Genomic DNA, 23220 nt, shown 5'->3' on the forward strand with positions numbered 1-23220 from the left:
CGTTTAATGAAAAAAGTGGGAACTGAAACTTTAATTATTTCATCAGCTTACAATAATTAATCTACTTTTGTGTTTTCAGTAAAATGCCCAAAACATTTAACGATCATATTTCCAAAAAACACGATTGGCTTCTCATTTCAATTGGAGTAATTGTTTTCATATACATCATTCTCAGAGCCATCATTGTTCCTTTGCATTATGATGAATTATTGAATTACTTTTTATATGTAGAGACAGGTGATTTTCAACCTTTTCTTTCGGTTCCTGACGCTAACAATCACCTCATTAGCACAGGTTTGAACCACCTTACTTTTTTGATATTCGGCAAATCAATACACCTCATGAGGGCATCAAGCGTCCTTGCTTTTGTGTTGTACTTTATTTATTTGTACAAATTCAGCATTCACTTCAAGTCTAAGAATGTTCACAGAGCTTTTGTAATTACACTTGGAAGTGGAGCATTTATTATTTCATTTTTTTCAATTGCAAGAGGATATGCACTTTCACTAGCATGTATAATTCCAGCCATTTATTACTTGTTCAATCATATCAAAAGCCCAAGCTGGAAAACAGCAACTGGCATAAGCTTATTTAGCAGTTTAGCACTCTGGTCAAACCTATCATTTTTCTTTTTTGTCTTTATCTTGTTGGGTTGCAGTCTAGCAATTTCACTTTTAAAAATTGATAAAATCAGATTAAAAGGATTTCTTACCCAAGCGCTCATAATATTAGTTCTTGGTGCTACCCCTTTGTTAATAGCATCTTTATACTTGTTGCACCTGGAAGAAGCAAAAGCCTTGTATCTGGGAAGTAATGCTAATTTTTGGAATACTGTAATTAATGACCTTCCCGGAAGAATCATTCAATTTGAAGCTTTTAGCACCATACTTTTCTTTGCTAGTTGCGCCACACTGATAATCGCTATAGCCTTCAACCTTAAAAACTATAAGCAGATAAAATTGATATCCAACAGTACGCTCTCAATTGTTATGTTCTCAGGAGTTATAGTAGGATCCATAGCGCTACACTTAATCTTAGGAATTAACTACCCACAAGAAAGAGCAGCTTTAGCATACATCATCACCGGACTTCTGGTGTTTTTTATACTAACAGATCAATTGAACAATAAATGGCAAATTATAAGCTATTTCCCTGTCAGTATATTTGTAATTGACCTGCTGCTACACATTAACTTATCTTATATTCCTTGTTTTAAAAATCACATGTGGAGCGATCAGCATACCGAAGCCATATTAGCAATACAAAAAGAAACTGACCAACCCATCACCATATCCGCCCCAGGATATTTAGGAAGAATCTACGACCATTATGAATACAGAACCGGCATTGAGATACCGGCTTTTCAAGAAAACAATTATCCTGACTATAAGGTAGCAGACATTGTAGTAGGCGATTCTTCTATTCATCCTCCCATCAATGAATATGAAGTATTATATTCTCAACCCCAAACTACTGTAACGGTTTACCATAAAAAGAAAGAAATAGACTGGAAAAAAGTCAAAACTGTTGAACTCGATAACAATTCATCTTTTGCAAGCTCTGAACCATACATTAATATTGACACAAACAGTTTTTACAAAAGTTCTTCAAATGCACACCAAATTGAATTCAAAATATCAATTGAAAGTCCAAAAGAACCAGTTAATGCATGGATTGTTGTAGCAATGGATGATGAGGACGGAAACTTCCATCAATATGAACATATAGAATTGAACCGATTTACAAAAGACTATTCAAAACCAAAACACATTCACAAGGCTTTTTACTTCAGCCCTAATGAATTGAATTGTACATACACTTTCTCAATTTACATTTGGAACATTGACATGATTCCTTTAAAAATAGAAGTTGAGGAAATCTCTTATTATGAATCTATTTAAGCAGGTAATCTTACGGGACAATCATTCCCAAAGTATCTGTCATAAAAGCCGCAAAGACACCTGTAATACTAGCGGGACCGCTATTTGATAGATTAGAAGGCGGATTTGCCGGAGCTGGACTAAAGGCCCCTGTAAACAATGTATTGGACAATCCATAATAGTAATTATACACCTGCTCGTCCATCTCTTCCATTTCTACAAGAATGGTATCACCTGAATAAGCTTCATCAGCTATAAACTGCGCCTCATAAGTTTCACCATTTATATAAAAATCATTCCCCATGTAATATTGATTTGACTCATCACTATTGACCCAAATTCTAAGTCTGTAAAAATTTTGTTCATTTACGTTATCCGTTGAATGATAATAAACCCAATTTGAAGGTGGTGTATTAGGATCAAGGGTGTTTACTTTCACATAAATTGAATCCATAACCGGAGCTGACTTGGTAAAGGAAGAACCTGTGATTATATTCTCACCCACCGTTATTGAAATATTGTATGTAGTGTTTTCTTGCGTTACAAAAGTTGGATGAAAATATACACCTGCTTGCCCAATATCTTCAACAAAAACAAACTGATTTGCATTATCATCCGATACAACAACAGAAGCCCCAGAAACTTTCTCAAACCCATAAGGCTCGTAAATACCCGAAGTTTTTGAGAGCTTAACAAAAGAAGCCCCTTGCCTATCTTTCATTACGGCCTCAACCACTATTGCCTGATCTTGATCATCAATAGGTACTTCAATTACTTTTTCACAAGAAAAAAGAAAAGTAGCTGCAGTAAGCAGCAAAATGATTTTATGGAAATGTAAGCGTATCAATATCCACCAAATATACTCCAAAGTAACCAATAGCACCTCCTTCAATATTAGTTACCGGATTTCCGGGAGAAGGACTAAAAGGACCTGAATTTGAGTTATTGGCCAATGTAGTATAAAACTTGTAATTGGCTTCATCCATTGAATACAGCATTGTTATCAAAGTATCTCCATCCACTATATCTCCTTCTGCAAAAAATGGTTGACTGTAATTATTCCCATTAAACAGATCATCATTTATCAAATAATAATTACTGCTTTTAACGCCGTTCAAATAAGGTATGGCTCTATAGAAATTTACATTATTAGCATCATCAGTAAAATTGAAGAATGTAAAATAACTTGTATCACTTTCCTGCTGACCAAATCCACCAACCACTTCAATATACGTTAATGAATCTATAGTCACATCATTGTATGTTTCACTTCTCGCAGTATAGGTGTTTCCTCCTTCATTGACAGTTAAATTATACATAGAATTAGGAACTGCCATAAATGAATTATTTAAATATGTTCCCACTTCATTTGGATCTTCATCAAAAGTCCAAGTTGAAATTCCATCAGTAACAACTATTTGAGCACCAGAAACCTTTTCAAAATTTGATTCCTGATAAACTGAACCAGAACGAGACAATTTGATATAACTTCCATTAGGAATATTACTCAAATTGGCCTCAACTATTGTTTGAATGTCCGCATCATTTAACGGCACATCAATTACCTTTTCACAACTCGCAATGAAAAGAACAAGGGGTAATATTATAAATACTAGCTTTTTCATTAGAATTTGAAATTATATGAGATTGAAGGAACTATTTTAAACAAAGCCAATTGCACTGCTTCTGTTTGCCCTGTTTCAGCATTTTCTTCAAATGTGATTGAAAATGCATTTTCTCTAGCATACAAATTGTAGATTGAGAAATTCCAACTTGACAACCATTTTTTAGGCACCTGTTTAATTTCACCTGTTTCAGGATCTTCAATTTCTTTATACTTTTTATGATAGAAAGTCATACCTATATCAGCTCTGTGATAATCCGGCATTCTGTACCCATTTCGTTCAGAATAATAATTTACTACGTGCCCATCTATTTCATATTTTCCTGAAGGGAAAGTAACTGCATTTCCGGTATAATAAACCCAAGTAGCAGAAACTGTGAACTGATCATTAATGTTGTACATCCCAACAATTGAAATATCATGTGTTCTATCCTGTCTTGCAGGAAACCAATTGTTTGAATTGATCTCAGTAAACTTCTTTTCAGTTCTTGACAAAGTATAGCTCACCCAACCTGTAAACTTCCCTCTTCTTTTTTTCAGTAAAAACTCAACACCATAAGCTCTACCAATTCCAAACAACAACTCTCCTTCTACAGCAGGATTCAAGGTTACTTCTGCACCGTCTCTGTAATCAATAACATTTTGCATGTACTTGTAATACATCTCAGTAGAGAACTCCAATTGATTATCTAAGAAGTTTCTAAAATACCCTATTGATCCTTGATCTGATATCTGCGGTTTTATGTTTACACTTGAAGGCAACCAAATATCAGTTGGTGAAGATGCAGTTGAATTAGAGATTAGGTGCAGATATTGATAAGTTCTAGAATATCCCAATTTGATTGAACTCTTTTCATCCAACAAAAAGCTTGAAGTAAATCTAGGTGCCAATCCCCAGTACGTTCTAACTTGCTCCCATTTTCCGTAATTAGAGATATCTGTTACATTTCCTTGCTTGTCAAAAGTGATGATATCACCAGGACCTACCTGCGTAAAGTTTGAACCTCTCAAACCATAAACCAAAGTAATTCTCTTTCCTATTTTATGCTCATTTGACGCATAAGCCGCACTTTCTATTGAATAAGTTTCCTGTACATCAAATACTTCAAAACCTATTCCGTCTCCGGTTTCAATTTCTCCAGGTCTAAAAGTGTGGTGAATTACATTAGCACCAAAGCTTAATGTATTGTTATTATTAATGAACCAATCAAAGTCTTTTTTCAAGTTAAAATCTTGAATTTCTGATCCAACTTCAAATGTTTCATCATCAGCTCCGAATTTGATTTTGTAATTGTAATTACTGAAAACAAAAGACATGTTTCCGAATAATTTATCCCCATAAATATGGTTCCAGCGTAGGGTTGCAGTTGAGTTTCCCCAGTCAAATCCAAATTGATCTGCGAATCCGAATTTATCTCTACCAAAATAACCTGAAACAAACAACCTGTCCTTTTCACCTAATCGATAATTGGCTTTAGCATTTAAATCATAGAAATACAAAATTGAATTCTCTGCAGCAGGATTATCTGAAAAGGCCAAAAACAAATCGGCATAAGTACGTCTACCAGAAACAATGAATGAACCTTTATCTTTAACAATAGGTGCCTCAAGGGTTAGTTTTGAAGAGATCAAACCAATACCTCCTGACATTGAGAATTTTTTCAAGTTTCCTTCTTTCATGTGGATATCCAGAACGGACGAAAGTCTTCCTCCAAACTCAGCAGGAGCAGCTCCTTTGTAAAGCTTAATATCCTTTAAGGCATCTGAATTAAAAACAGAGAAAAATCCCAATAAATGTGAAGCATTATAAACAGGAGCTCCATCTAACAATACAAGGTTTTGATCAGCACCCCCACCTCTCACGTAAAAACCTGAATTTCCTTCACCTGCAGATTTCACACCAGGTAACAACTGGATAGTTTTTAAGGGATCTTTTTCACCAAATAAAACAGGAATATTTTCAATATCTGTCATACTAAGCTTATCTACACCCATTTCAGCTGACTTTACATTTTGATCTAACTTTTCAGCCGTCACATCCACCTTTTTCAAGGTTCTTCCAGCAGGATTCAATTCAAGATTATTCACAACATCTTTATCCAATTTGATGGCAAATGTGTCCACATCAAATCCAACAGATTTATAATATATGTGATAATCTCCTTTAGGGAGTGTAAGCGAATAAAAACCGTAGACATTTGTAATAGTTCCTGTTCCGGGTAACTCTACAACACCAATTCTAGCACCAATAATATCCTCTCCACTTGAGGCATCTTTTAAGGTTCCGCTTAAGGTATACTTTTCATCCTGCGACCATGAAATAGCTGATATAGTGCAAATCAGAGCGAAAAGTAGAATTTTGTGAGGCTTCATTTTTTAAGTTTTGTGACAATACAAACGCAGTTGCTCATCATATTGTTTGACAAAAGTGATAATTATCTATTAATTCTTTATTGACTATCTATGAAATGCTAAAATTTATCAATGAAAGGTGAATAATAATTACAACTACAATTTTTACAATCTCAATTACCTACTGTTTGATGAACACAGATGTTTAATTGATAAAAAATCATTTTTGGTTGAAGCGATTTCTGAATACTGAAATTGCTTACTAGCTTTGAATTGTGAAAACATATGTCAAACATTCATTAATAATTTGGTTAGCCCTAACATTGCTGTTATTTTGGCTTACTACTGAGAGCACTGATGTTGAGACGGCCATTGTTCGTGTTTCGTTACTTTCAGTACCACTTTTTTTTATGTTTTACATCAATTTGTTGTGGCTATCTCCCAAATTCCTCAACAATAACAACAAAAGAAGGTATTGGCTTTGGATTATTGCAATTGTCATTTTACACGTAGTTTTCTTTGGTCATGCCGATTATTTGGTAGTAAAAAGTCAAAACTGGACACTTCCTCATTTGGATGACAGACCCATTCACATGATTTATTTTGGAAGATTAATGGCATCTGTCCCTCCTTTTGTGATTAGTGCCCTTATTTGGAAATCATACTTATTGCAGAAACAAAAAGAAGAAAGTCTTGAACTGCAGTCAAAAATGGCTGAAGCAGAAAACAGAGCATTAAAAGCTCAAATCAACCCCCATTTTTTATTCAACTCAATGAATAACATTTATTCATTGTCTCAAATGAAATCTGACAAAACAGGGGATGCCATATTACAGCTCTCAGAAATATTGCGATTTGTTACATACGAAAGCGAAAAAGACAAAGTAAGTCTGGCATCAGAACTAAAACAAATCAACAACTTCATTCAGCTTCAAATGTTAAAAGATGATGACCAATCTAACCTGGACATCCACATTGAAAAAGATCCTGATCACTTACAGATAGCGCCCATGCTTTTACTCCCTTTTATTGAGAATGCTTTTAAACATTCCAACTTTGAAGACAAACAAAAGGGATGGATTAAAATTGATCTACACACAGAAGGGACACAATTAATTATGGACATTAGTAACAGTGCTACTTTGAGTCCAGGAAAAAAAGACGGCATTGGAGGCGTAGGAATGGAAAACGTGAAGAAACGACTATCTTTAATTTATTCAGGAAAATTTAAACTGAACATTAAACAAGACACAAACACTTACCAAGTTAAACTCGAATTAGATCTAAGCTGATGAAATGTGTAATTGCAGATGATGAAAAATTAGCCCGCAACCTTATAGAAAGCTATGTAGAGAAAGTTCCTTTTTTGGAATTAGTTGCTAGCTGTAAAAACGGAATTGAAGCGGGAGAAATTTTACAAAATGAGGAAGTTGATTTATTAATTACAGACATTCAAATGCCTGAGTTATTGGGAACAGACTTAGTAAAAAGCCTACAAAATCCACCCATGGTGATTTTCACCACAGCTTACGAAGATTATGCTGTAGAGGGGTTTGAGCTAAATGCGATTGATTATTTATTAAAACCTTTTGCATTTGACCGTTTTCTAGCGGCAGTAAATAAAGCAAAAGACCATTTGGATAGCCACAGTTCTGAGAAAGAAGTAAAACTTAAAAAGGACTATCTCACAATTAAGGCTGATCACAAATTATACAAGGTTCAATACAAAGACATCAAATTTATTGAAGGTCAAAGAGAATATGTTTCATTTCATATTCCTACCGGAAGGATCACTGCTTTAATGTCTCTTAAAAAACTGGAGGAGAGTTTACCATCCAGCATTTTTATTCGTTGTCATAAATCCTATATCGTAAATAAGGACAAGGTAGAAGCACTTGAAGGAAACGGATTAGTAATTGAAGAAAAGACAATTCCGATAGGTCAATCTTACAAGGAAAAGGTAGTAGAGGAAGTTTTTTAATCACTGAATAAAAGTAAGTACCCACTCTTTTGCCTCCCCTATGGTTGCAAACATTCTTGATGGTCTTGGAGGTCTCTGAATCTTTATAAAAAAGTTACCTATAATTTTATGTGCCAAGGTATTGCAAACAACTGCCGTACACAATGTGTATTTGTTTGATAGTTCAGCCGCACTCCAATCTCGTACTTCTTTGGTAACAGTTTGTCCAACACATGCCAAAAATAGTTGCGGCACAGCTTTTCCTCCTGTTAATTCCGCAGCTAATTCATTGATCTTTTTAGCCAAGGGAAGATTCAGTTCAATATCTTCATAATACTCAGAAACCAAAATACCTGGCTCTATCATATAAACCAGTACGCCTCCTAAATCATGAATATCTGAACAAACTTTATCTCTAAGTATTTCTTTTGGTGAGTGAGTCATTAATTATTTCAGGTGTTTATCCAACCAACTGTAAAATTCTCTGTGCCATATCACACCATTTTGAGGTGATAAAACCCAGTGGTTTTCATCCGGAAAAGTAATCAATTTTGAGTCAATACCTTTTAACTGTAAAACTTGAAACGCCTCCATTCCTTGGTTCAAAGGAACGCGGTAATCTCTTTCTCCGTGAAAGATCAACATTGGCGTATCCCATTTATGTGCGTTTCTGTGCGGCGAATTTTTAATGTAGTTTTCAGGAATCTTTTCTCCGTAATATGAACCTCCTATATCCTTGTTAGCAAAGAACAATTCTTCTGTTGTTCCATACCAACTTTCAAGGTTATACAATCCACAATGTGAGATAAAGGTTTTGAATCTTTTTTCATGAATTCCGGCTAAGTAATAAACCGAATAACCTCCATAAGAAGCACCAATTGCCCCAATATTACTTTCATCTATATAAGGTTCTTTTTTAATCTCATCAACTGCAGACAAATAGTCATCCATTGGTTGACCTCCCCAATCTCCTGAAATGGCATCATTCCATTCTTGCCCAAATCCAGGTAAACCTCTTCTATTTGGCGCAATAATAATGTAATCATTCGCCGCCATTAACTGAAAATTCCATCTATATGAGAAAAACTGACTCACGGTAGACTGTGGCCCTCCCTGACAATAAAGCAATGCAGGATATTTTTTTGTCTCATCAAAATCAGGAGGAAATATCACCCAAACTAACTCTTTCTTATTATCGGTTGTAGCTACCCATCTTTTCTCAACTTTTCCAATTTTTAATTTGTCATAAATTTCCTTATTGGCATCAGTCAATTGCGTTTCTTTACCTGATTTGATATCATACATGTACAAATCTGTAGGGTGATTCATTGATTGTTTTCCGGCAACAATTTTATCTCCAACCACCTCAAATGAAGTAATGTTGTGAATTCCATCCGTCACCTGTCTGCTTTTCATTGACTTTATGTGATACTCGTATACTTGATAGGTTGCCTCTGTAGATGATCTGTAATAGATATAGTCAGATTTTGGTCCCCATGCAAAAGCAGAAACCGTTATATCCATATCTTTTGTCAAGTTGGTTGTTTCACCTGATTCTAAATCCATTTCAATAATGTCATTTTTATCAGCTTCAAATCCATCTTCCTTCATTTGCAACCAGGCCAACTTTCTTCCGTCAGGAGAAAAAATCGGCGAATTATCATACCCTTTATTATCAGGAGTTAGATTGATAGTTTTTCCTGAAATAATATCGTATTGGTACAAATCAGAATTGGTACTAACTGCATAATCCCTACCTACTTTCTTTTTGCACACATAAACAATCTTTTTTGAATCCGGTGAAAAAGTAATCTCTTCCATTCCTCCAAAAGGCATTAAAGGCGAATCAAAATCTTCTCCTTCCATGATATCAATTCCGGCATCACTTACTTTTCCTTCTACAATGTCAGCTACAAAAATGTGCGATCTCAACCCATCTTCCCATGAACCCCAGTGTCTATACATTAAATTGTCATAAATTCGAACATCAGATTTATCCATATCAGGATGATATTCGCTTCCGCTCACTTTATTCATTTTAACATCAGCAATGTACAACAAGCGCTTTCCGTCTGGTGAAATTTTAAATCCATTCATTCCTCCTTTAACAAAAGAAACTTGCTTAACATCTTTACCATACCAGCTCATCTCAAAAACATTCATCCCTTCATCTGCAGCAGCCAAATAGTAAATTTTCTGTCCGTCATTTGACCATAAAGCATTAGCTTCTGTAGCCGCAGAATGGGTAATTTGCTTAGCTGGTAATCCCAATTCACCAACAAATAAATCTGAACTTGATTTGTTATTTTTCAAATCGTACTTTCTGATACTGTACATCAACTTTTTTCCATCCGGCGAAACTTGTGGACCTCCAACTCGTTTCAAATCCCACAACAACTCAGGAGTCATTCTATCCTGGGCAAAAGTTAGCGATACAAAAATCACTGCTAGTAAAGTGAACAGATTTCTCATTTCAATATTCTTTTTATTAAAAATTTACTTGGCAAATATGCTGCCATCACACCAAATATGGCTGTAATTCCTAAAATAACTAATAGGTCGTCTAATTTAAAAACAATCGGAAAATACTCTACAACATTCCCTTCCATCCTAATTAAACCTACATATTGTTGCAGCAAGCAAATGCCATACCCTAATATCAATCCAATGGCCAAACCAAGCCCGTTAATCATCAATCCTTCATAAAAAAAGATACGTTCTAACTGATTTTTTCTAGCTCCCAAAGAGAACAATGTTTGCATATCCTTTTTCTTTTCAATCACCAACATGGTAATTGAAGCAATCATATTAAATGTAGCCAGGAAGAAAATAAATGCTAACAACAAAGTAGTAATCAGTTTCTCACTTTTACTGGTTTGATAGGTCAACTCATTTTGTTCATAATTGGTTTTTACTTTGAAACTCGGACCAATTATCGCCATCAACTCTTCCTTTACTTCTTCCAAATCATACCCCTCTTCAAACTTCATTTCAATAGCACTTACTTCATTTTTGTAATTCAATATTTCGCGTGCATATTCAATTGGTACAACCAAATAAGTTTCATCCACTTCATTATTAAAGCTAAAAGTTCCAACTATTGGAATAGTAGAAGTTGTAAAGGCATCTACATTTCTCCTTGAAATTTTCTCATTTCTATTAGGTGAGTAAATAGTAAAATTCTCCGGCGGAAAATCAGACTGAAAAATATATCCTCCAACACTTTCCAGTATTCCAAATCCTACTAATCCAACAGGCACATCTCCTAGATAAATTGTGTTTTCTCCATCTAATAAGTGCTCATCCATTTCAGACATTTCCAAAAAAGATTCCTCCACTCCTTTAACAGAACCAATCACAAACATCTCCTCATTTTTGATGATCACAATTTCCTCCAACACCTGTGTGTAATCAACCACTCCGTCTACCTGATAAACCTCATCCGGAATAAAAGAAGGATCAAATGTTTTACTTTCAACCGCCTCAATTTTTATATCAGGCTCAAATGTGCTAAATAGCGTAATCACTAAATTTTCTATTCCGTTAAAGGCCGACAATAGTATAATTAATGCTGCAGTAGATATGGCTATTCCAAACACGGCAACACCTGAAATGATGTTAATTACATTGCGCGACTTTTTTGAGAATAAGTATCTCCTGGCTATGAAAAAAGTAGAGCCCATCTATTCTTTCAACAATCTGTCTATTTCTTCTGCGTAATCGAGAGAATCGTCAATTTCAAATGACAATTCAGGAATTCTTCGCATTGTTTTGCCTAATCTTTTACCTAATTCATAACGAACTTCGGCTTTACCGGCATTAATGCTTTCAAAAGTTTCTTTGTTATCAGCACCACCAAAAATAGAAATGTAAACTTTGGCAAATGACAAGTCTGGAGCCACTTTAACAACGGTAACAGAAACCATGGCACCTTTGCACAAATCTCTGGCGCGTTCTCTAAAAATACTACTCAACTCTTGTTGTAAAACGGACTCAATTTTCTTTAATCTAATGGACATGTACTGAATTTAGTAAAACAAATGTACTCAAAAATCATCTGTCAATATTTAAAGTAAGTGGTAGAGTTAATTGTGATTAATAATTATTTGGGGCCTTTGCACACCTCAGCATTCAAAATGCTTCATTGAGCAAAGCGGGCTATCATTAGTCGCCTTTAAGGCTTCAACAGCCAACCCTCTGATTTCTCATCCCGAACACTCGGGACGAAATGACCCACACGCCCATTCTATCCCTTCGCCAGAAACATACTAGTAGCAAGTATTTTTGAACGGTGTAATACTATTCAAAGTAAATCGTCTAATTTTGTACAAAACAAGCATCTCAACATGAAAAAACTTTGGATCCTAATAGGTGTAATATTTGTAGTATTACTTGCTCTTCCACCGGCTTGCGTTTATGATAAATGCAACAACCCTTCAGATAAAACAAAATCAACTGAGGATCAAACAATAAATGATGCTGAAATTGAATCTCCAATATTGGATGATCAGCACGAATCTATAAACTAGGATAGATAATCTCTTTTCTTGAATTGCTTTAGCCGATTAATTCTACTTTTGTAGTTCGTGAAAGCATTTTGGCAAATATTAAAACTGTCTTTTTTACACCGATCAACGGCAGTATTGGTAATTATTTTCAACTTACTATTTGTCATTTTTAACTTGGTATCTCTTATTCTATTTGTACCATTTTTAAAGTTGATTTTTGACAAAGATGATGCCTCATTAGTCAATGTACCTGCACCAAACTGGGAAACCAAAGAAAATATCATCACTTATATTACTGATTGGTACAATCATGAAATGGCTCAGTACATCATAAATGAAGGAGAATCTGCAGCCTTGGCATTTGTGTGTTTTACAGTTTTAATTGCTTTCTTTTTAAAGAACCTCTTTAGATATGCGGCCATTTACTTTAAATCATTCATGAGAATGGCGGTAGTTAGAGATTTGAGACAACAACTTTTTGTCAAATCAATTCACCTACCACTTTCATATTATTCTGAAGAGCGCAAAGGAGATTTGTTGTCCAGAATGACTTCAGATTTAAATGAAATTGAAATTGCCGTTGTATTTGCCATTGAAATGATTTTTAGAGAACCTATTTCAATTGCCATCAATCTTGGAGCTCTCTTTTATTTCAGTACAGACCTTACTTTATTCTCACTCATCTTATTACCCGTTTCCGCCTTGGTAATTTCTAGGATAGGAAAAAGTTTAAAAAGAACCTCTTCTAAAGGTCAAAAACAAATGGGTGTTTTACTTTCAATAATTGAAGAATCATTGGGAGGGGTTAGAATCATCAAGGCATTTACGGCAGAGAAATTGGCTTTGACAAGATTTGACAAGGAAAACAATCACCACCAAAAAATTGCCACTCGTGCTTTTAGAAAAAGAGACTTATCTTCTCCTTTAAATGAGTTTTTAGGAGCATGTGTTTTGGTATCAATCGTTTATTATGGTGGAAGCATCATTTTAGATGGTAACCCGGGAGATACCAACGCAATGTCCGGTCAGGAATTTATCACGTATATCATTGTATTTTCTCAATTAATGCGTCCAGTATCAGGCTTTGCTAACGGAATGGCATTTATGAGTAAAGCTTCTGCTTCAATTGAGCGTATCAATGAAATCACAGATTTAGAAGACAAAATTGTCAATCCTTCTAATCCTGTTAAAAAAGAAGATTTTAATAGCAGCATTCAATTTGATGATGTTGTATTCTCCTATTCAGAAGATGTTGTACTGAATCATATTTCATTTGAGATTAAAAAAGGTCAATCTGTTGCTTTAGTAGGTGAATCTGGATCAGGAAAATCTACCATATCTGACTTAATTCCGCGTTTTCATGACGTGCAATCAGGTGCAGTAAAAATTGATGACATCAATGTAAAAGACATGAATAAAGAAGATGTGCGTAAACTGATTGCTGTTGTTACGCAAGAATCAATTTTATTCAATGACAGCATTGCCAACAATATTGCTTTCGGAAACCCTGAAGCTACTCAAGAAGAAATAGAAGCTGCAGCCAAGGTTGCCAATGCACATGAATTTATTTTGGCAACCGAAAAAGGTTACGAAACCAACATTGGAGATGGCGGAAACAAATTGTCCGGCGGTCAAAAACAAAGAATCTCAATTGCTCGAGCTGTATTGTCAAATGCACCAATTATGATATTGGATGAGGCAACCTCAGCTTTGGATACTGAATCTGAAAAATTGGTACAATCTGCATTGGACAATGTGATGAAAAGTCGTACTTCTTTAATCATTGCTCACCGCTTAAGTACCATCCGTGATGCCGACCAGATAATCGTATTGAAAAAAGGGCAAATTGTGGAACAAGGAACCCATCAAGAATTGATCGATAAAAACGGCTACTACAAGTCGCTATGCCAGATACAGCAAGTGATCTAAGCCATATTTATTTTTCTTAAAACTTGGGAAAATCTATTTTTATTAGTATATTACTATTATAAATATCTTCCTTGATGTATTTGTACAACCCTCTAACCACAGGGGTTAACCAAAACAAAGTGAATCGACATCTTGAAGATAGAAGGGAACATCTCTAAGGTGATTCCCTTCATTATTTAAATATACGGCAAAGTCAAAGCCGCCATTCCTGTAAACACTATCCCCAACCAAAAAAGCCATTTTTCAGAACTTTTATTTGATCTAACAAATGACTCCAACGTTTGATAAAATGTAGCAGGAACATAAATCATCAAAAACAAAACAAAGCCTGCAATAAAATGCTCAGCCAATTCAGATTTATTGAGCTCACTTAGCTTGTACTTGAAAGCAATACTAATCCACATAGCAGTCAGATAAAACAAACTGCTGAACATAATCAGCACATCACCAATAAAGATGCTTCGGTTACTTACATCCACTCTTTTCCCTTCTGACATTGAGTAGAAAATCACAAATCCCATCACTAACCACCTCAAAGCTTCAATTACTACAATTGTCATGGCCCATGGAACTTCTTTAGGGTCTTGATCACCTATAAAACTTCTTACAGCAATCATAGCTCCAAACGACATTACAGCCGCTCTGAAAATCCAGAAAATCACAAAATATCTACCAATTGCTTTTGTTCTGGTACTGCGGTAATAATCTTCTCTTAATTGTTTACTTTTTAAAATACTTCCAAAGGTGTCAGCCAAAATGGTTATAAAACCTAAAATCCCTAAGTAAATAACCTTCTGATCATACTTCATTACTTCTCGCACATCATCTGCCATCATAGGCGTTATAAATGCAAAAAGCAGCATAAATACAACTTGGATAATTACATACCTATTGCGCTCAAGAAATAAATAAAAATTACCTGAAGACATATAAAACGTCTCTGATTATTCAATTACAAACCTGCCCTGATTCAGTTGATTATTCAAATTTAAATTGAATAAATATGTTCCCGACTGATAGTTTTGACAATCCAGAATTACTTGATTTCCATTCCCTGTAATTTGCTCAATTACTCTTCCTGTCATGTCAAAAACGTCAATAGTAAATGAATTTTGCTCTTCATTCACAAATGAAATAGTGACTTTATCTTCCGCAGGAATTGGATAAACACTGATTTGAGCAGCCAAATTCTCTGTAGCTGTACCAGCCAGGTAACTTGCCTGAACGTACTTCACATTATTACCATCTGAATCCATGTAGGCAATATGAAACACATCTGTACCTACAGCAATACTAGGTTTGTTTTGTGTCCCAGTAACATCTGTCAAATTAAATGCATTGTTTGGATCAATTCCGTCCACACCAACTGATGAAGCATTGATATAAACATCTATCCCATTTCCTACACTTTCCCAAGCAATTCCTAACACTCCATTTGCATAATCTAATTGCGGATAATTTAAAATTGTATTGGCACTTGAAGCAGCATAGACGTCTACCTCTGAATAAATACTGTCTCCTTCTAAATCATAATCCACCAAGAATATTTTAGGATCAGTTCCTACCATGGTACGATAAGTAGTTACAGAATGCGTAGCACTTAAAAAATCTGCATCCGCTCCAACACTTGGGCATGAAGCAATGGTCCAGCCATGATCATCAACTGAATAAGTATCGGTAAAAGTTTGACCTCTATCATATGAAACAGTGGCCTTCATTTCACGGACATTATTATCATTATTTCGTGTAACAATTATTACTCTTTCTGCATCCACAATTATTTCAGGCTCGCAACAATCACAAGACTCTCCTGGCCATAACTCACTTGCTAAAACATCCGGTTCCCAGGTAGCTCCTCCATCTGTTGATCTGGTAACTCTGTAATGAGGATTCAAACCACTTGCATCATGATCTAATAAAACTACCCAAAGTGTATCTTGAAAAACAGCTATATCCGGAAACTGAGCATAACCGTCTGCAACATTGTCTACACGCACAGTATCAGACCAATTAGCACCATTATCAGTAGACTTTGTGAAATATATATGACCTGTTTGCACACCATATGAATGATAAGCAACATAAATATTATTACCCTCTATTTCCATCCCGGGCCCACTCCAGGTATAAGCTTGCACATCTGTTCCTGTAGGATTCAACTGAATTGGTGTATCAAATGCGTCTACACCATTATGCTTGGCAAAATACAGATTAAAACTATTGATATCTGTCCACAAAACAACCGGAGTTCCGTCACTCAACAATTCCAATTCAGGGTGATAATTCCCCATCCCGGTAGCTACATTTATTGGCGTATTGGTTGAAAATGTTTGCGCATTAATGCTCAATGTGAGTACAAAAGAAAATAAGGTAAGCAATTGTTTCATATCAGTTCAGTTTCAGTAAAGTTATGGATTTTTATGCATCTTTGTTGACCCTATCAAAATCAGCAATGAAAACCCAACTTATCATACTTTTTACTTTGATGTTGAATTTTGCCCATGCCGGCAAAGTAATCTTCAATTATGAACTGGATCTTACGCAGTACAAAGATGACAGGTTAAAAGTAAAATTCAACATTCCTAAAATCAAACAAGATGAAGTTGTTTTTCACTTACCAAAAGTAGTTCCCGGCACCTATTCCATTCACAATTATGGTTCATTTGCCCACGACATTGTTGCCTTGGATAAAAAAGGTGACACATTAAAAGTTGAACGATTAGACAAGAATTCTTGGAAAATCATCAATGCTAAAAAACTTAAATCAATATCATATTGGGTAGATGATACCTGGAACACGAGAGAAATAAAGGAAAGCATTTTTGAACCAGCAGGCACCAATTTTGAAGAAGACTTTTTTGTACTCAACACCTTTGGTATTTTCGGTTATCTAAAAGGATATGAAAAATCACCTTGCGACATAATCATTAAACATCCTAAAAAATTGTACGGCTCTACTTCATTATTGAGATCTACTGCCAATGATTCTACAGATTACTTTTTTTCTAATTCATATCATGAGCTGGCAGATTCACCTATGATGTATTGTGTGCCGGATACTATTTCAGTGATGATTGGAAATACACAAGTACTGGTTTCTGTTTACAAAAAAGAAGAAAAGAACCTTGCTAAAAGTATAATGAAAGACATCAAACCACTGATGATGGCTCAACACGCCTATTTAGGAGACAGTTTACCGGTAAAAAATTATGCATTTATCATAACCCTTGTTGGCGGTGGATTTATGAGTAGTTATGGCGCGTTAGAACATTCAAAATCATCTTTCTTTTACTTACCCAGCTTCATGAAAGGGAATTCATTAACAGAAAATATTAATCACATAGCTGCTCATGAGTTTTTACACATCATCACACCATTGAATATTCACAGCAAAGAAATTGGAGAATTTGACTACATCAACCCTGAAATGTCAAAACATTTGTGGATGTATGAAGGAATGACCGAATATGCATCTCATCACTCACAGTTGTGCGGAAGAATCGTCAACTTAAAAGATTTTTTAGGCACCATTAAAAGTAAAATTTCAGGTGCAAAAGGCTACAACAACAAGGTTCCGTTTACTGAAATTTCAGAAGGCATGTTAGATAAATATCATGGAGAATTGCAGAATGTTTACCTCAAAGGAGCATTAATTTCACTGTGCCTGGATTTAGAGTTGAGACATTTGTCAAATGGAGCCTACGGAACCCAAAAATTAATGCATGACCTCAGCCTAAAATTCGGACCAACAAAATCATTTGAAGACGATAAATTATTTGATATAATTACAGAAATGACCTATCCATCAATCAGGCAGTTTTTCACTGATCATGTAGAAGGTTTAGAGCCTTTGGATTACGCTAAATATTTTAAATATATCGGTGTAGATTACACAGAGGAAAAAACAAAATACGGTAGCAAGCGCGAGTTCAAAGTAAACAATGATGACAAAGGCGCAGTTGCTTTAAGAGACAAATGGATGGGGAAGTAAATCACCCCCATAAGCCCAAATTATTAAACTTTTTACCCAGTACCTTTTCGGCATCTACTTCTAAGGTTTTTGCCAACATCTCCTGGTAGACAGATCTGAAATCCACCTTGAATTTTGGATCACCGTCCTGTAAATCTTCCAAATCAATTTGATTGTATTGCTTAATAGCAGATGATTCCAAATCTTTGTCAATAACAAACATCACATTAGCAGCTCCATGATCTGTGCCCCTACTAGCGTTTTGTTTTAATCTTCTTCCAAATTCCGAGAATATTACAATCGTAGTATCCTTCATCAAATCATCTTTCTCCAAATCTTCAATAAATGAGGTTACTCCTCCATTTAATTGCTCAAATAAGCGGCTTTGCGCAAATGGTTGATTAACGTGCGTATCAAAGCCACCCAGTGAAGTATAAAATACAGGCGTTTGAATATCAGACTTAATCAAAGTTGCAATTTGTTTTAACTGTTGCCCAAATTGTGCTCCCTGGTATAAGGCAGGATTGTTTTTCAATTTGTATTGATCAAAAATATACTTGGCTGAATTCTTTGTATCGTTAAACACCTTGTACAAATAATTCAATTCACCATTCTCAGTTACCGGATCTCCCAATTCATTGAAAAAATCTGAATGAATGGTGTCGTAAAATGCCTTTGGATTGGTTAAAGCAATGCCAGATTGTTCTTGACCTTTCATAGCCAAAGAAAGCTGCCCTCCTATTTCAATTCCCTCATAGGCATTATGGCAATTACTGTCCATATATCTACCTAACCAACCTGTCGTTTTATATTCATTTGAATCTGATGCTGTATGCCAAATATCCATTGATCTGAAATGTGATCGGTTGGGATTTGGATACCCAACTGAATTGATAATGGCCAATAATCCTTTTTCATGCAGATCATGTAATCCGGCTAATTTTGGATGAAAACCAAATTGATCTCCGATTTTTAATAATTCTTCTGCACTAATTCCTATTCCTGAGCGGTTGTTATAATATCCATCCAATCCATAAGGGACAACTGTATTTAAACCATCATTACCTCCACTCAGTTGAATAACCACCAGTCGTTTTTTGGACAACATCAACTTTGCAGAAAACATGTTGGCGCGCAAAAACGACGGAATCATAATAGTCCCTGCTGTGATTATTCCGGTTCTCTTTAAAAATTCTCTTCTGTTCATAGTTGGTTAGTATTGAGTAGCAAGTATCTTAGGTCAATTGAAAATCAGGTGTACTTACTAAGTGCAAAACCGTCTTCATTTCATGTACCTTATATTTTGAATGTAAATCAGGATTATCACTTCTTACAAGTAAATCAAAGATGTTGGCATCTTTATTTTTATCGAAGAATTTATTCCAATCTACTTCTTCAAAAAACTTAATGTCCTTTTTCTTTTGTTTTGATGTTATCATTTCATCTAACTCTGGACTCAATTCATCCATCACATAACCTTTGTTGATGATCAGAGATCCCAATCTTAATCTTAGAGCCAATCTACTGGCGTCTATCCATTGTCTTCCTCCTGGCCATCCTGCCACATTTGGAGGATCAAATAATACATGACCTAAATATCTCTGGAGTGCCTCAGTTGTTTTTTGCTCAGGATATTTCAACTCAAACATCTTTCCCATACTCACCATAAATTCAATGGGAGATTTAATTATTTTGCCTTTGCTTTGATAAAACCATTCTGATTTAAAAAGGTGTTTCATCATGGCAGTGATGTCATAATTTGATTTGTAAAACACATCTGCCAACTCATTCAAATGATCTTCATTCACCAATTCTTGAACGAAAAACCTGTACACTTTTGCAGCAATGTGCTTTGCTGTGTTTTTATTTTCCAGGATCATTTCAAGCACATCTTCACCACCATAATTTCCTGTTTTACCAAAAATGGTTTTCTCTCCCTCATCATGAATTCGCGGACGAACTAGCCAATTACCCTTTAAGTCTGTTGTCCATCCTGAAAATGCCCTCGCAATTTCTGTAACATCCTTCTCAGTGTAATCAACATCTCTACCTAAAGTGAATAATTCACAAAGTTCTCTGGCAAAATCTTCATTTGGTTGATCTTTTTTGTTTTGTCTTAAATGGAGATATCCAATCATGGCTGCTGATTTAGACACACCATATAGCAAATCTCTAAAGCTACCTAAGGCATTCTTTCTTAAAATAGAATTTAACTCTAAGGTCAAATAAGGATTATCAACCGTTCTACAAGCAAAGTGCCCATGCCAAAACAATGTCATCTTTTCTACCAAACCTTTATCATTCTCCATCATTTGCTTTAACCATAAGTGATTGATCGCTCTAACATGACCTCTCCAGGTTTTGCGCATTTCCTTTTTCTTCTTATCCGACTGTTTTTTGTTTTGTTCCGGATCCCATCTTGGTAGGTTGTAATCAATATCTTCTACCTTTTGATTTTTGAAGATTTGATCAACCGCCTGTTCGATACTATAGGTAAGTTTAATATCATTGTGATGAGCAAAAAACTCTGCCCTGGCATGTAAGTGATATAAATGTGAGATTGTCGGTTTCATAGTTCGAGATTTGAATGTTTGACCCCTAAAACTTTTAAAGGTTTAAATTTCCTTTCTTCAATCAAACTCAATTATAGGGCCAAAATCAATTCAAATTGAACCACTTATCCAACACTATTACTTACTCAAACGATTTAACAAACCCAAACTTTCCTTTTATACATTTGTCTTAGATGAAATTCGAAAAAAAAGAATAGCTTCAGGCTGAATTAAAAGACGTATACCATGAAAAAATTAAGCTTTTTACTTTTCACCTTATTAGTCATCTCATCTGGATTTGCACAAGAAACAGAAGTAGTTATTTCAAAAAAGGACTATGCAATATTTTCAAGTGAAACAGGCAAAAAAGCCAAACCTCAAGATATTGTGGATGAATTAAAAGATGCTGACGTTATCTTTTTTGGAGAAGAGCACAATGATTCAATTGGACATCAATTACAATTGATGTTATTTAAATTGATGTTTGATTCTTATGGAGAAAAAGCAGTTTTATCAATGGAGATGTTTGACAGAGATGTTCAATACATCATGGATGAATACCTTCAAGGGCTAATCAAACAATCTTACTTTTTAAAAGACTCAAGAAAATGGAGTAATTACAAAGATTATGCTCCAATGGTTGAGTTTGCTAAGGAAAAAGGATTGGCTGTTATTTGTGCCAATGCTCCTTTCAGATATGTAAATGTTGCCACAAAGCATGGTTTAGATGGCTTAATGAAATTATCAGAAAAAGCAAAAGAAGCATTGGCTCCACTACCCTATACCTTGGCAAGCGGAGCATATAAAGCAAAATTGGATGCTTTGATGGGACACGATCCTTCAAATCCTGATTCAAAACCTTCTTATGATATGATTCCTGGTCAATCATTGTGGGATGCTACAATGGCATATTCTATTTACCAAAAATTGCAGGCAAAGCCAGATTCAAAGATTTTACATTTAGTTGGAAGATTTCATGTAGATGAGCATTTTGGAATAGTTGAAAGGCTAAAGGAGTTTGATCCAAATATCAAAGTTGTTGTTGTTTCTTTAGACGGAAGTGCAGAAAACTTCCCAAAAGTTGACATCACAGAATACAAGAAAAATGGTGAATATTTGATTTTCAGTGATCCTGAAGTTCCAAAATCATATTAAAAACACCCTTGCAACTATAAAGTATTGACTCCTGATGAAATTCATCAGGAGTTTTTTTGTGCTAATATTTTATCTATATCTCAATTGACTTTGTAAATAAAAAAATCCATTATACCTTTGTACCCAGTTCTAAGTTAAACTTATAAAGAAAGGTGGAGGGACCGGCCCTGTGAAACCTTGGCAACCTACCCGATCGAGAGCCCTCGGAATCAAAAGGATAAGGTGCCAATTCCTACTGAAGCTATTGCGGATGTAATATAAGTTGAGATCACAAACATACCGGTCCTACACATAATTACGCTTATGGCGGATATTAGAGAAACATTGAAACACCGTATTCTAGTGCTAGACGGAGCCATGGGAACCATGATTCAACGCTACAAACTGGATGAAGATGATTTTAGAAAAGGATGGTTTGAAGATCATGAAGCCAAATTAAAAGGCAACAATGATGTATTGGTGTTGACGAGACCTGATATCATTAAAGAAATTCACGCAGCTTATTTAGATGCCGGAGCGGATATTGTTGAAACAAATACATTTGGTGCTACCCGTGTTGCTCAGGCAGATTATCATTTAGAAGATGCTGTTTATGACATCAACTATCACGGAGCCAAAATAGCCCGTGAAGTTTGTGATGAATTCACTGCTAAAAACCCAGACAAACCAAGATTTGTTGCTGGGTCAATGGGACCAACTACAAAATTAGCTTCCATGTCTCCGGATGTAAATGATCCCGGTTTTAGAAACATCACTTTTGAAGAATTAAAAGATGCTTTTAAAGAACAAGCCAAAGGATTAATTGAGGGTGGATCTGATTTATTGCTGGTGGAGACTGTAACAGACACATTAAATGCCAAGGCCGCTCTTATGGCGATAAGCGAAATTCAAGAAGAATTGGGAACCAACTTGCCAATTATGGTTTCAGGAACCATTACAGATGCTAGTGGAAGAACATTATCCGGCCAAACTACTGAAGCATTTTTAATTTCCATTCAGCACATGGATCTTTTGAGCGTTGGATTAAACTGCGCTCTAGGAGCAAATGCTTTGAGACCTTATTTACAGGTATTAAAAAACAAAGCTCCTTTTTATGTATCTGCTCATCCAAATGCAGGACTTCCAAACGAAATGGGAGAATATGATGAAACGCCCGAAAAAATGGCCGAACAAATCAACACATTTTTGGATGAAGGATTAGTAAACATTGTAGGTGGATGTTGTGGAACAACTCCAGAACACATCAAAGCAATGGTAGAATTAGTAAATCAAAAACAATTAAATAAATAA

19 protein-coding genes and 1 riboswitch are annotated in these 23220 nt (G+C 35.3%); of the genes, 8 read left to right on the plus strand and 11 right to left on the minus strand.

Features of this window, described 5'->3' with window-relative positions; translation table 11 throughout:
- The first annotated feature begins 83 nt into the window (after positions 1-83).
- Positions 84-1901, plus strand: a complete 1818-nt coding sequence (locus tag K6119_RS07485; RefSeq protein WP_221837592.1) for an ArnT family glycosyltransferase — start codon at positions 84-86, stop codon at positions 1899-1901.
- 10 nt (positions 1902-1911) lie between these two features.
- Here the strand turns inward: K6119_RS07485 and K6119_RS07490 are convergent, their stop codons facing one another.
- Genes K6119_RS07490 through K6119_RS07500 form a run of 3 tightly spaced genes read right to left on the minus strand, consistent with a single transcriptional unit; the run spans position 1912 to position 5877 of the window.
- Positions 1912-2697 (minus strand): DUF4249 domain-containing protein, encoded by a 786-nt coding sequence (locus K6119_RS07490; protein WP_221837594.1) that lies wholly within the window; start codon positions 2695-2697, stop codon positions 1912-1914.
- Between the two features lie 7 nt (positions 2698-2704).
- Positions 2705-3505 carry a DUF4249 domain-containing protein gene (locus tag K6119_RS07495; RefSeq protein ID WP_221837597.1) on the minus strand — a complete coding sequence of 267 codons (801 nt, stop codon included), beginning with the start codon at positions 3503-3505 and terminating at the stop codon, positions 2705-2707.
- The gene (locus K6119_RS07500; protein ID WP_221837600.1) at positions 3505-5877 is read right to left on the minus strand and encodes a TonB-dependent receptor; all 2373 of its coding nucleotides are present in this window, start codon (positions 5875-5877) and stop codon (positions 3505-3507) included. The genes K6119_RS07495 and K6119_RS07500 overlap by 1 nt, the downstream gene beginning before the upstream one ends.
- Before the next feature lie 254 nt (positions 5878-6131).
- Here K6119_RS07500 and K6119_RS07505 point away from each other — a divergent pair, with 254 nt between their 5' ends.
- Positions 6132-7148 carry a sensor histidine kinase gene (locus tag K6119_RS07505; protein ID WP_221837603.1) on the plus strand — a complete coding sequence of 339 codons (1017 nt, stop codon included), beginning with the start codon at positions 6132-6134 and terminating at the stop codon, positions 7146-7148.
- Complete coding sequence (locus K6119_RS07510) at positions 7148-7837, plus strand: LytR/AlgR family response regulator transcription factor (protein ID WP_237828130.1); 690 nt, start codon at positions 7148-7150, stop codon at positions 7835-7837. Before K6119_RS07505 ends, K6119_RS07510 begins: the two co-directional genes overlap by 1 nt.
- On the opposite strand, the gene K6119_RS07515 is transcribed toward K6119_RS07510, so the two are convergent.
- The 4 genes from K6119_RS07515 to rbfA are packed head-to-tail and all read right to left on the minus strand — an operon-like array spanning position 7838 to position 11835.
- On the minus strand, positions 7838-8260 hold the full coding sequence (locus K6119_RS07515; protein ID WP_221837606.1) for a DUF7793 family protein: 423 nt from the start codon (positions 8258-8260) through the stop codon (positions 7838-7840).
- Positions 8261-8263: 3 nt separating this feature from the next.
- The gene (gene dpp5 / locus K6119_RS07520; protein ID WP_221837608.1) at positions 8264-10288 is read right to left on the minus strand and encodes a dipeptidyl-peptidase Dpp5; all 2025 of its coding nucleotides are present in this window, start codon (positions 10286-10288) and stop codon (positions 8264-8266) included.
- Entirely contained in the window at positions 10285-11499 is a 1215-nt protein-coding gene (locus tag K6119_RS07525) for an FtsX-like permease family protein (protein ID WP_221837610.1), read from the minus strand. Before K6119_RS07525 ends, dpp5 begins: the two co-directional genes overlap by 4 nt.
- Positions 11500-11835, minus strand: coding sequence for a 30S ribosome-binding factor RbfA (gene rbfA / locus K6119_RS07530; RefSeq protein ID WP_221837612.1), 336 nt, complete (start codon positions 11833-11835; stop codon positions 11500-11502).
- Between the two features lie 327 nt (positions 11836-12162).
- Here rbfA and K6119_RS07535 point away from each other — a divergent pair, with 327 nt between their 5' ends.
- Both K6119_RS07535 and K6119_RS07540 read left to right on the plus strand, forming a co-directional pair.
- Entirely contained in the window at positions 12163-12345 is a 183-nt protein-coding gene (locus K6119_RS07535; RefSeq protein WP_221837614.1) for a hypothetical protein, read from the plus strand.
- Between the two features lie 57 nt (positions 12346-12402).
- A complete protein-coding gene (locus K6119_RS07540; protein WP_221837616.1) occupies positions 12403-14253 on the plus strand; it encodes an ABC transporter ATP-binding protein in 1851 nt (616 codons plus the stop codon).
- A gap of 176 nt (positions 14254-14429) precedes the next feature.
- Here the strand turns inward: K6119_RS07540 and K6119_RS07545 are convergent, their stop codons facing one another.
- On the minus strand, positions 14430-15116 hold the full coding sequence (locus K6119_RS07545) for a hypothetical protein (protein ID WP_221837618.1): 687 nt from the start codon (positions 15114-15116) through the stop codon (positions 14430-14432).
- Positions 15117-15197: 81 nt separating this feature from the next.
- Complete coding sequence (locus K6119_RS07550) at positions 15198-16640, minus strand: T9SS type A sorting domain-containing protein (RefSeq protein ID WP_221837621.1); 1443 nt, start codon at positions 16638-16640, stop codon at positions 15198-15200.
- Positions 16641-16705: 65 nt separating this feature from the next.
- Here K6119_RS07550 and K6119_RS07555 point away from each other — a divergent pair, with 65 nt between their 5' ends.
- Positions 16706-18244 (plus strand): M61 family metallopeptidase, encoded by a 1539-nt coding sequence (locus tag K6119_RS07555; protein ID WP_221837624.1) that lies wholly within the window; start codon positions 16706-16708, stop codon positions 18242-18244.
- 1 nt (position 18245) lies between these two features.
- Here the strand turns inward: K6119_RS07555 and K6119_RS07560 are convergent, their stop codons facing one another.
- Together K6119_RS07560 and K6119_RS07565 are read right to left on the minus strand one after the other, a co-directional pair.
- Positions 18246-19430 carry a DUF1501 domain-containing protein gene (locus K6119_RS07560; protein ID WP_221837627.1) on the minus strand — a complete coding sequence of 395 codons (1185 nt, stop codon included), beginning with the start codon at positions 19428-19430 and terminating at the stop codon, positions 18246-18248.
- A 28-nt stretch (positions 19431-19458) separates the two neighbouring features.
- Positions 19459-20796, minus strand: coding sequence for a DUF1800 domain-containing protein (locus tag K6119_RS07565; RefSeq protein WP_221837630.1), 1338 nt, complete (start codon positions 20794-20796; stop codon positions 19459-19461).
- 225 nt (positions 20797-21021) lie between these two features.
- Between K6119_RS07565 and K6119_RS07570 the strand changes: the two genes are divergently transcribed.
- Together K6119_RS07570 and K6119_RS07575 are read left to right on the plus strand one after the other, a co-directional pair.
- A complete protein-coding gene (locus tag K6119_RS07570) occupies positions 21022-21930 on the plus strand; it encodes a ChaN family lipoprotein (protein ID WP_221837633.1) in 909 nt (302 codons plus the stop codon).
- Between the two features lie 137 nt (positions 21931-22067).
- A riboswitch (SAM riboswitch) is annotated at positions 22068-22194 on the plus strand.
- A gap of 39 nt (positions 22195-22233) precedes the next feature.
- Positions 22234-23220, plus strand: a complete 987-nt coding sequence (locus tag K6119_RS07575; RefSeq protein WP_221837636.1) for a homocysteine S-methyltransferase family protein — start codon at positions 22234-22236, stop codon at positions 23218-23220.

It is taken from the genome of Paracrocinitomix mangrovi, assembly GCF_019740355.2.
Taxonomy (GTDB): Bacteria; Bacteroidota; Bacteroidia; order Flavobacteriales_D; family Crocinitomicaceae; genus Paracrocinitomix; species Paracrocinitomix mangrovi.

Coding starts and splice junctions, on each gene's coding strand:
- K6119_RS07495 (WP_221837597.1), bottom strand. CDS start 3,505: ATGAAAAAGCTAGTATTTATAATATTACCCCTTGTTCTTTTCATTGCG.
- rbfA (WP_221837612.1), bottom strand. CDS start 11,835: ATGTCCATTAGATTAAAGAAAATTGAGTCCGTTTTACAACAAGAGTTG.
- K6119_RS07550 (WP_221837621.1), bottom strand. CDS start 16,640: ATGAAACAATTGCTTACCTTATTTTCTTTTGTACTCACATTGAGCATT.
- dpp5 (WP_221837608.1), bottom strand. CDS start 10,288: ATGAGAAATCTGTTCACTTTACTAGCAGTGATTTTTGTATCGCTAACT.
- K6119_RS07525 (WP_221837610.1), bottom strand. CDS start 11,499: ATGGGCTCTACTTTTTTCATAGCCAGGAGATACTTATTCTCAAAAAAG.
- K6119_RS07500 (WP_221837600.1), bottom strand. CDS start 5,877: ATGAAGCCTCACAAAATTCTACTTTTCGCTCTGATTTGCACTATATCA.
- K6119_RS07485 (WP_221837592.1), top strand. CDS start 84: ATGCCCAAAACATTTAACGATCATATTTCCAAAAAACACGATTGGCTT.
- K6119_RS07575 (WP_221837636.1), top strand. CDS start 22,234: ATGGCGGATATTAGAGAAACATTGAAACACCGTATTCTAGTGCTAGAC.
- K6119_RS07545 (WP_221837618.1), bottom strand. CDS start 15,116: ATGCTGCTTTTTGCATTTATAACGCCTATGATGGCAGATGATGTGCGA.
- K6119_RS07510 (WP_237828130.1), top strand. CDS start 7,148: ATGAAATGTGTAATTGCAGATGATGAAAAATTAGCCCGCAACCTTATA.
- K6119_RS07535 (WP_221837614.1), top strand. CDS start 12,163: ATGAAAAAACTTTGGATCCTAATAGGTGTAATATTTGTAGTATTACTT.
- K6119_RS07570 (WP_221837633.1), top strand. CDS start 21,022: ATGAAAAAATTAAGCTTTTTACTTTTCACCTTATTAGTCATCTCATCT.
- K6119_RS07555 (WP_221837624.1), top strand. CDS start 16,706: ATGAAAACCCAACTTATCATACTTTTTACTTTGATGTTGAATTTTGCC.
- K6119_RS07565 (WP_221837630.1), bottom strand. CDS start 20,796: ATGAAACCGACAATCTCACATTTATATCACTTACATGCCAGGGCAGAG.
- K6119_RS07560 (WP_221837627.1), bottom strand. CDS start 19,430: ATGAACAGAAGAGAATTTTTAAAGAGAACCGGAATAATCACAGCAGGG.
- K6119_RS07515 (WP_221837606.1), bottom strand. CDS start 8,260: ATGACTCACTCACCAAAAGAAATACTTAGAGATAAAGTTTGTTCAGAT.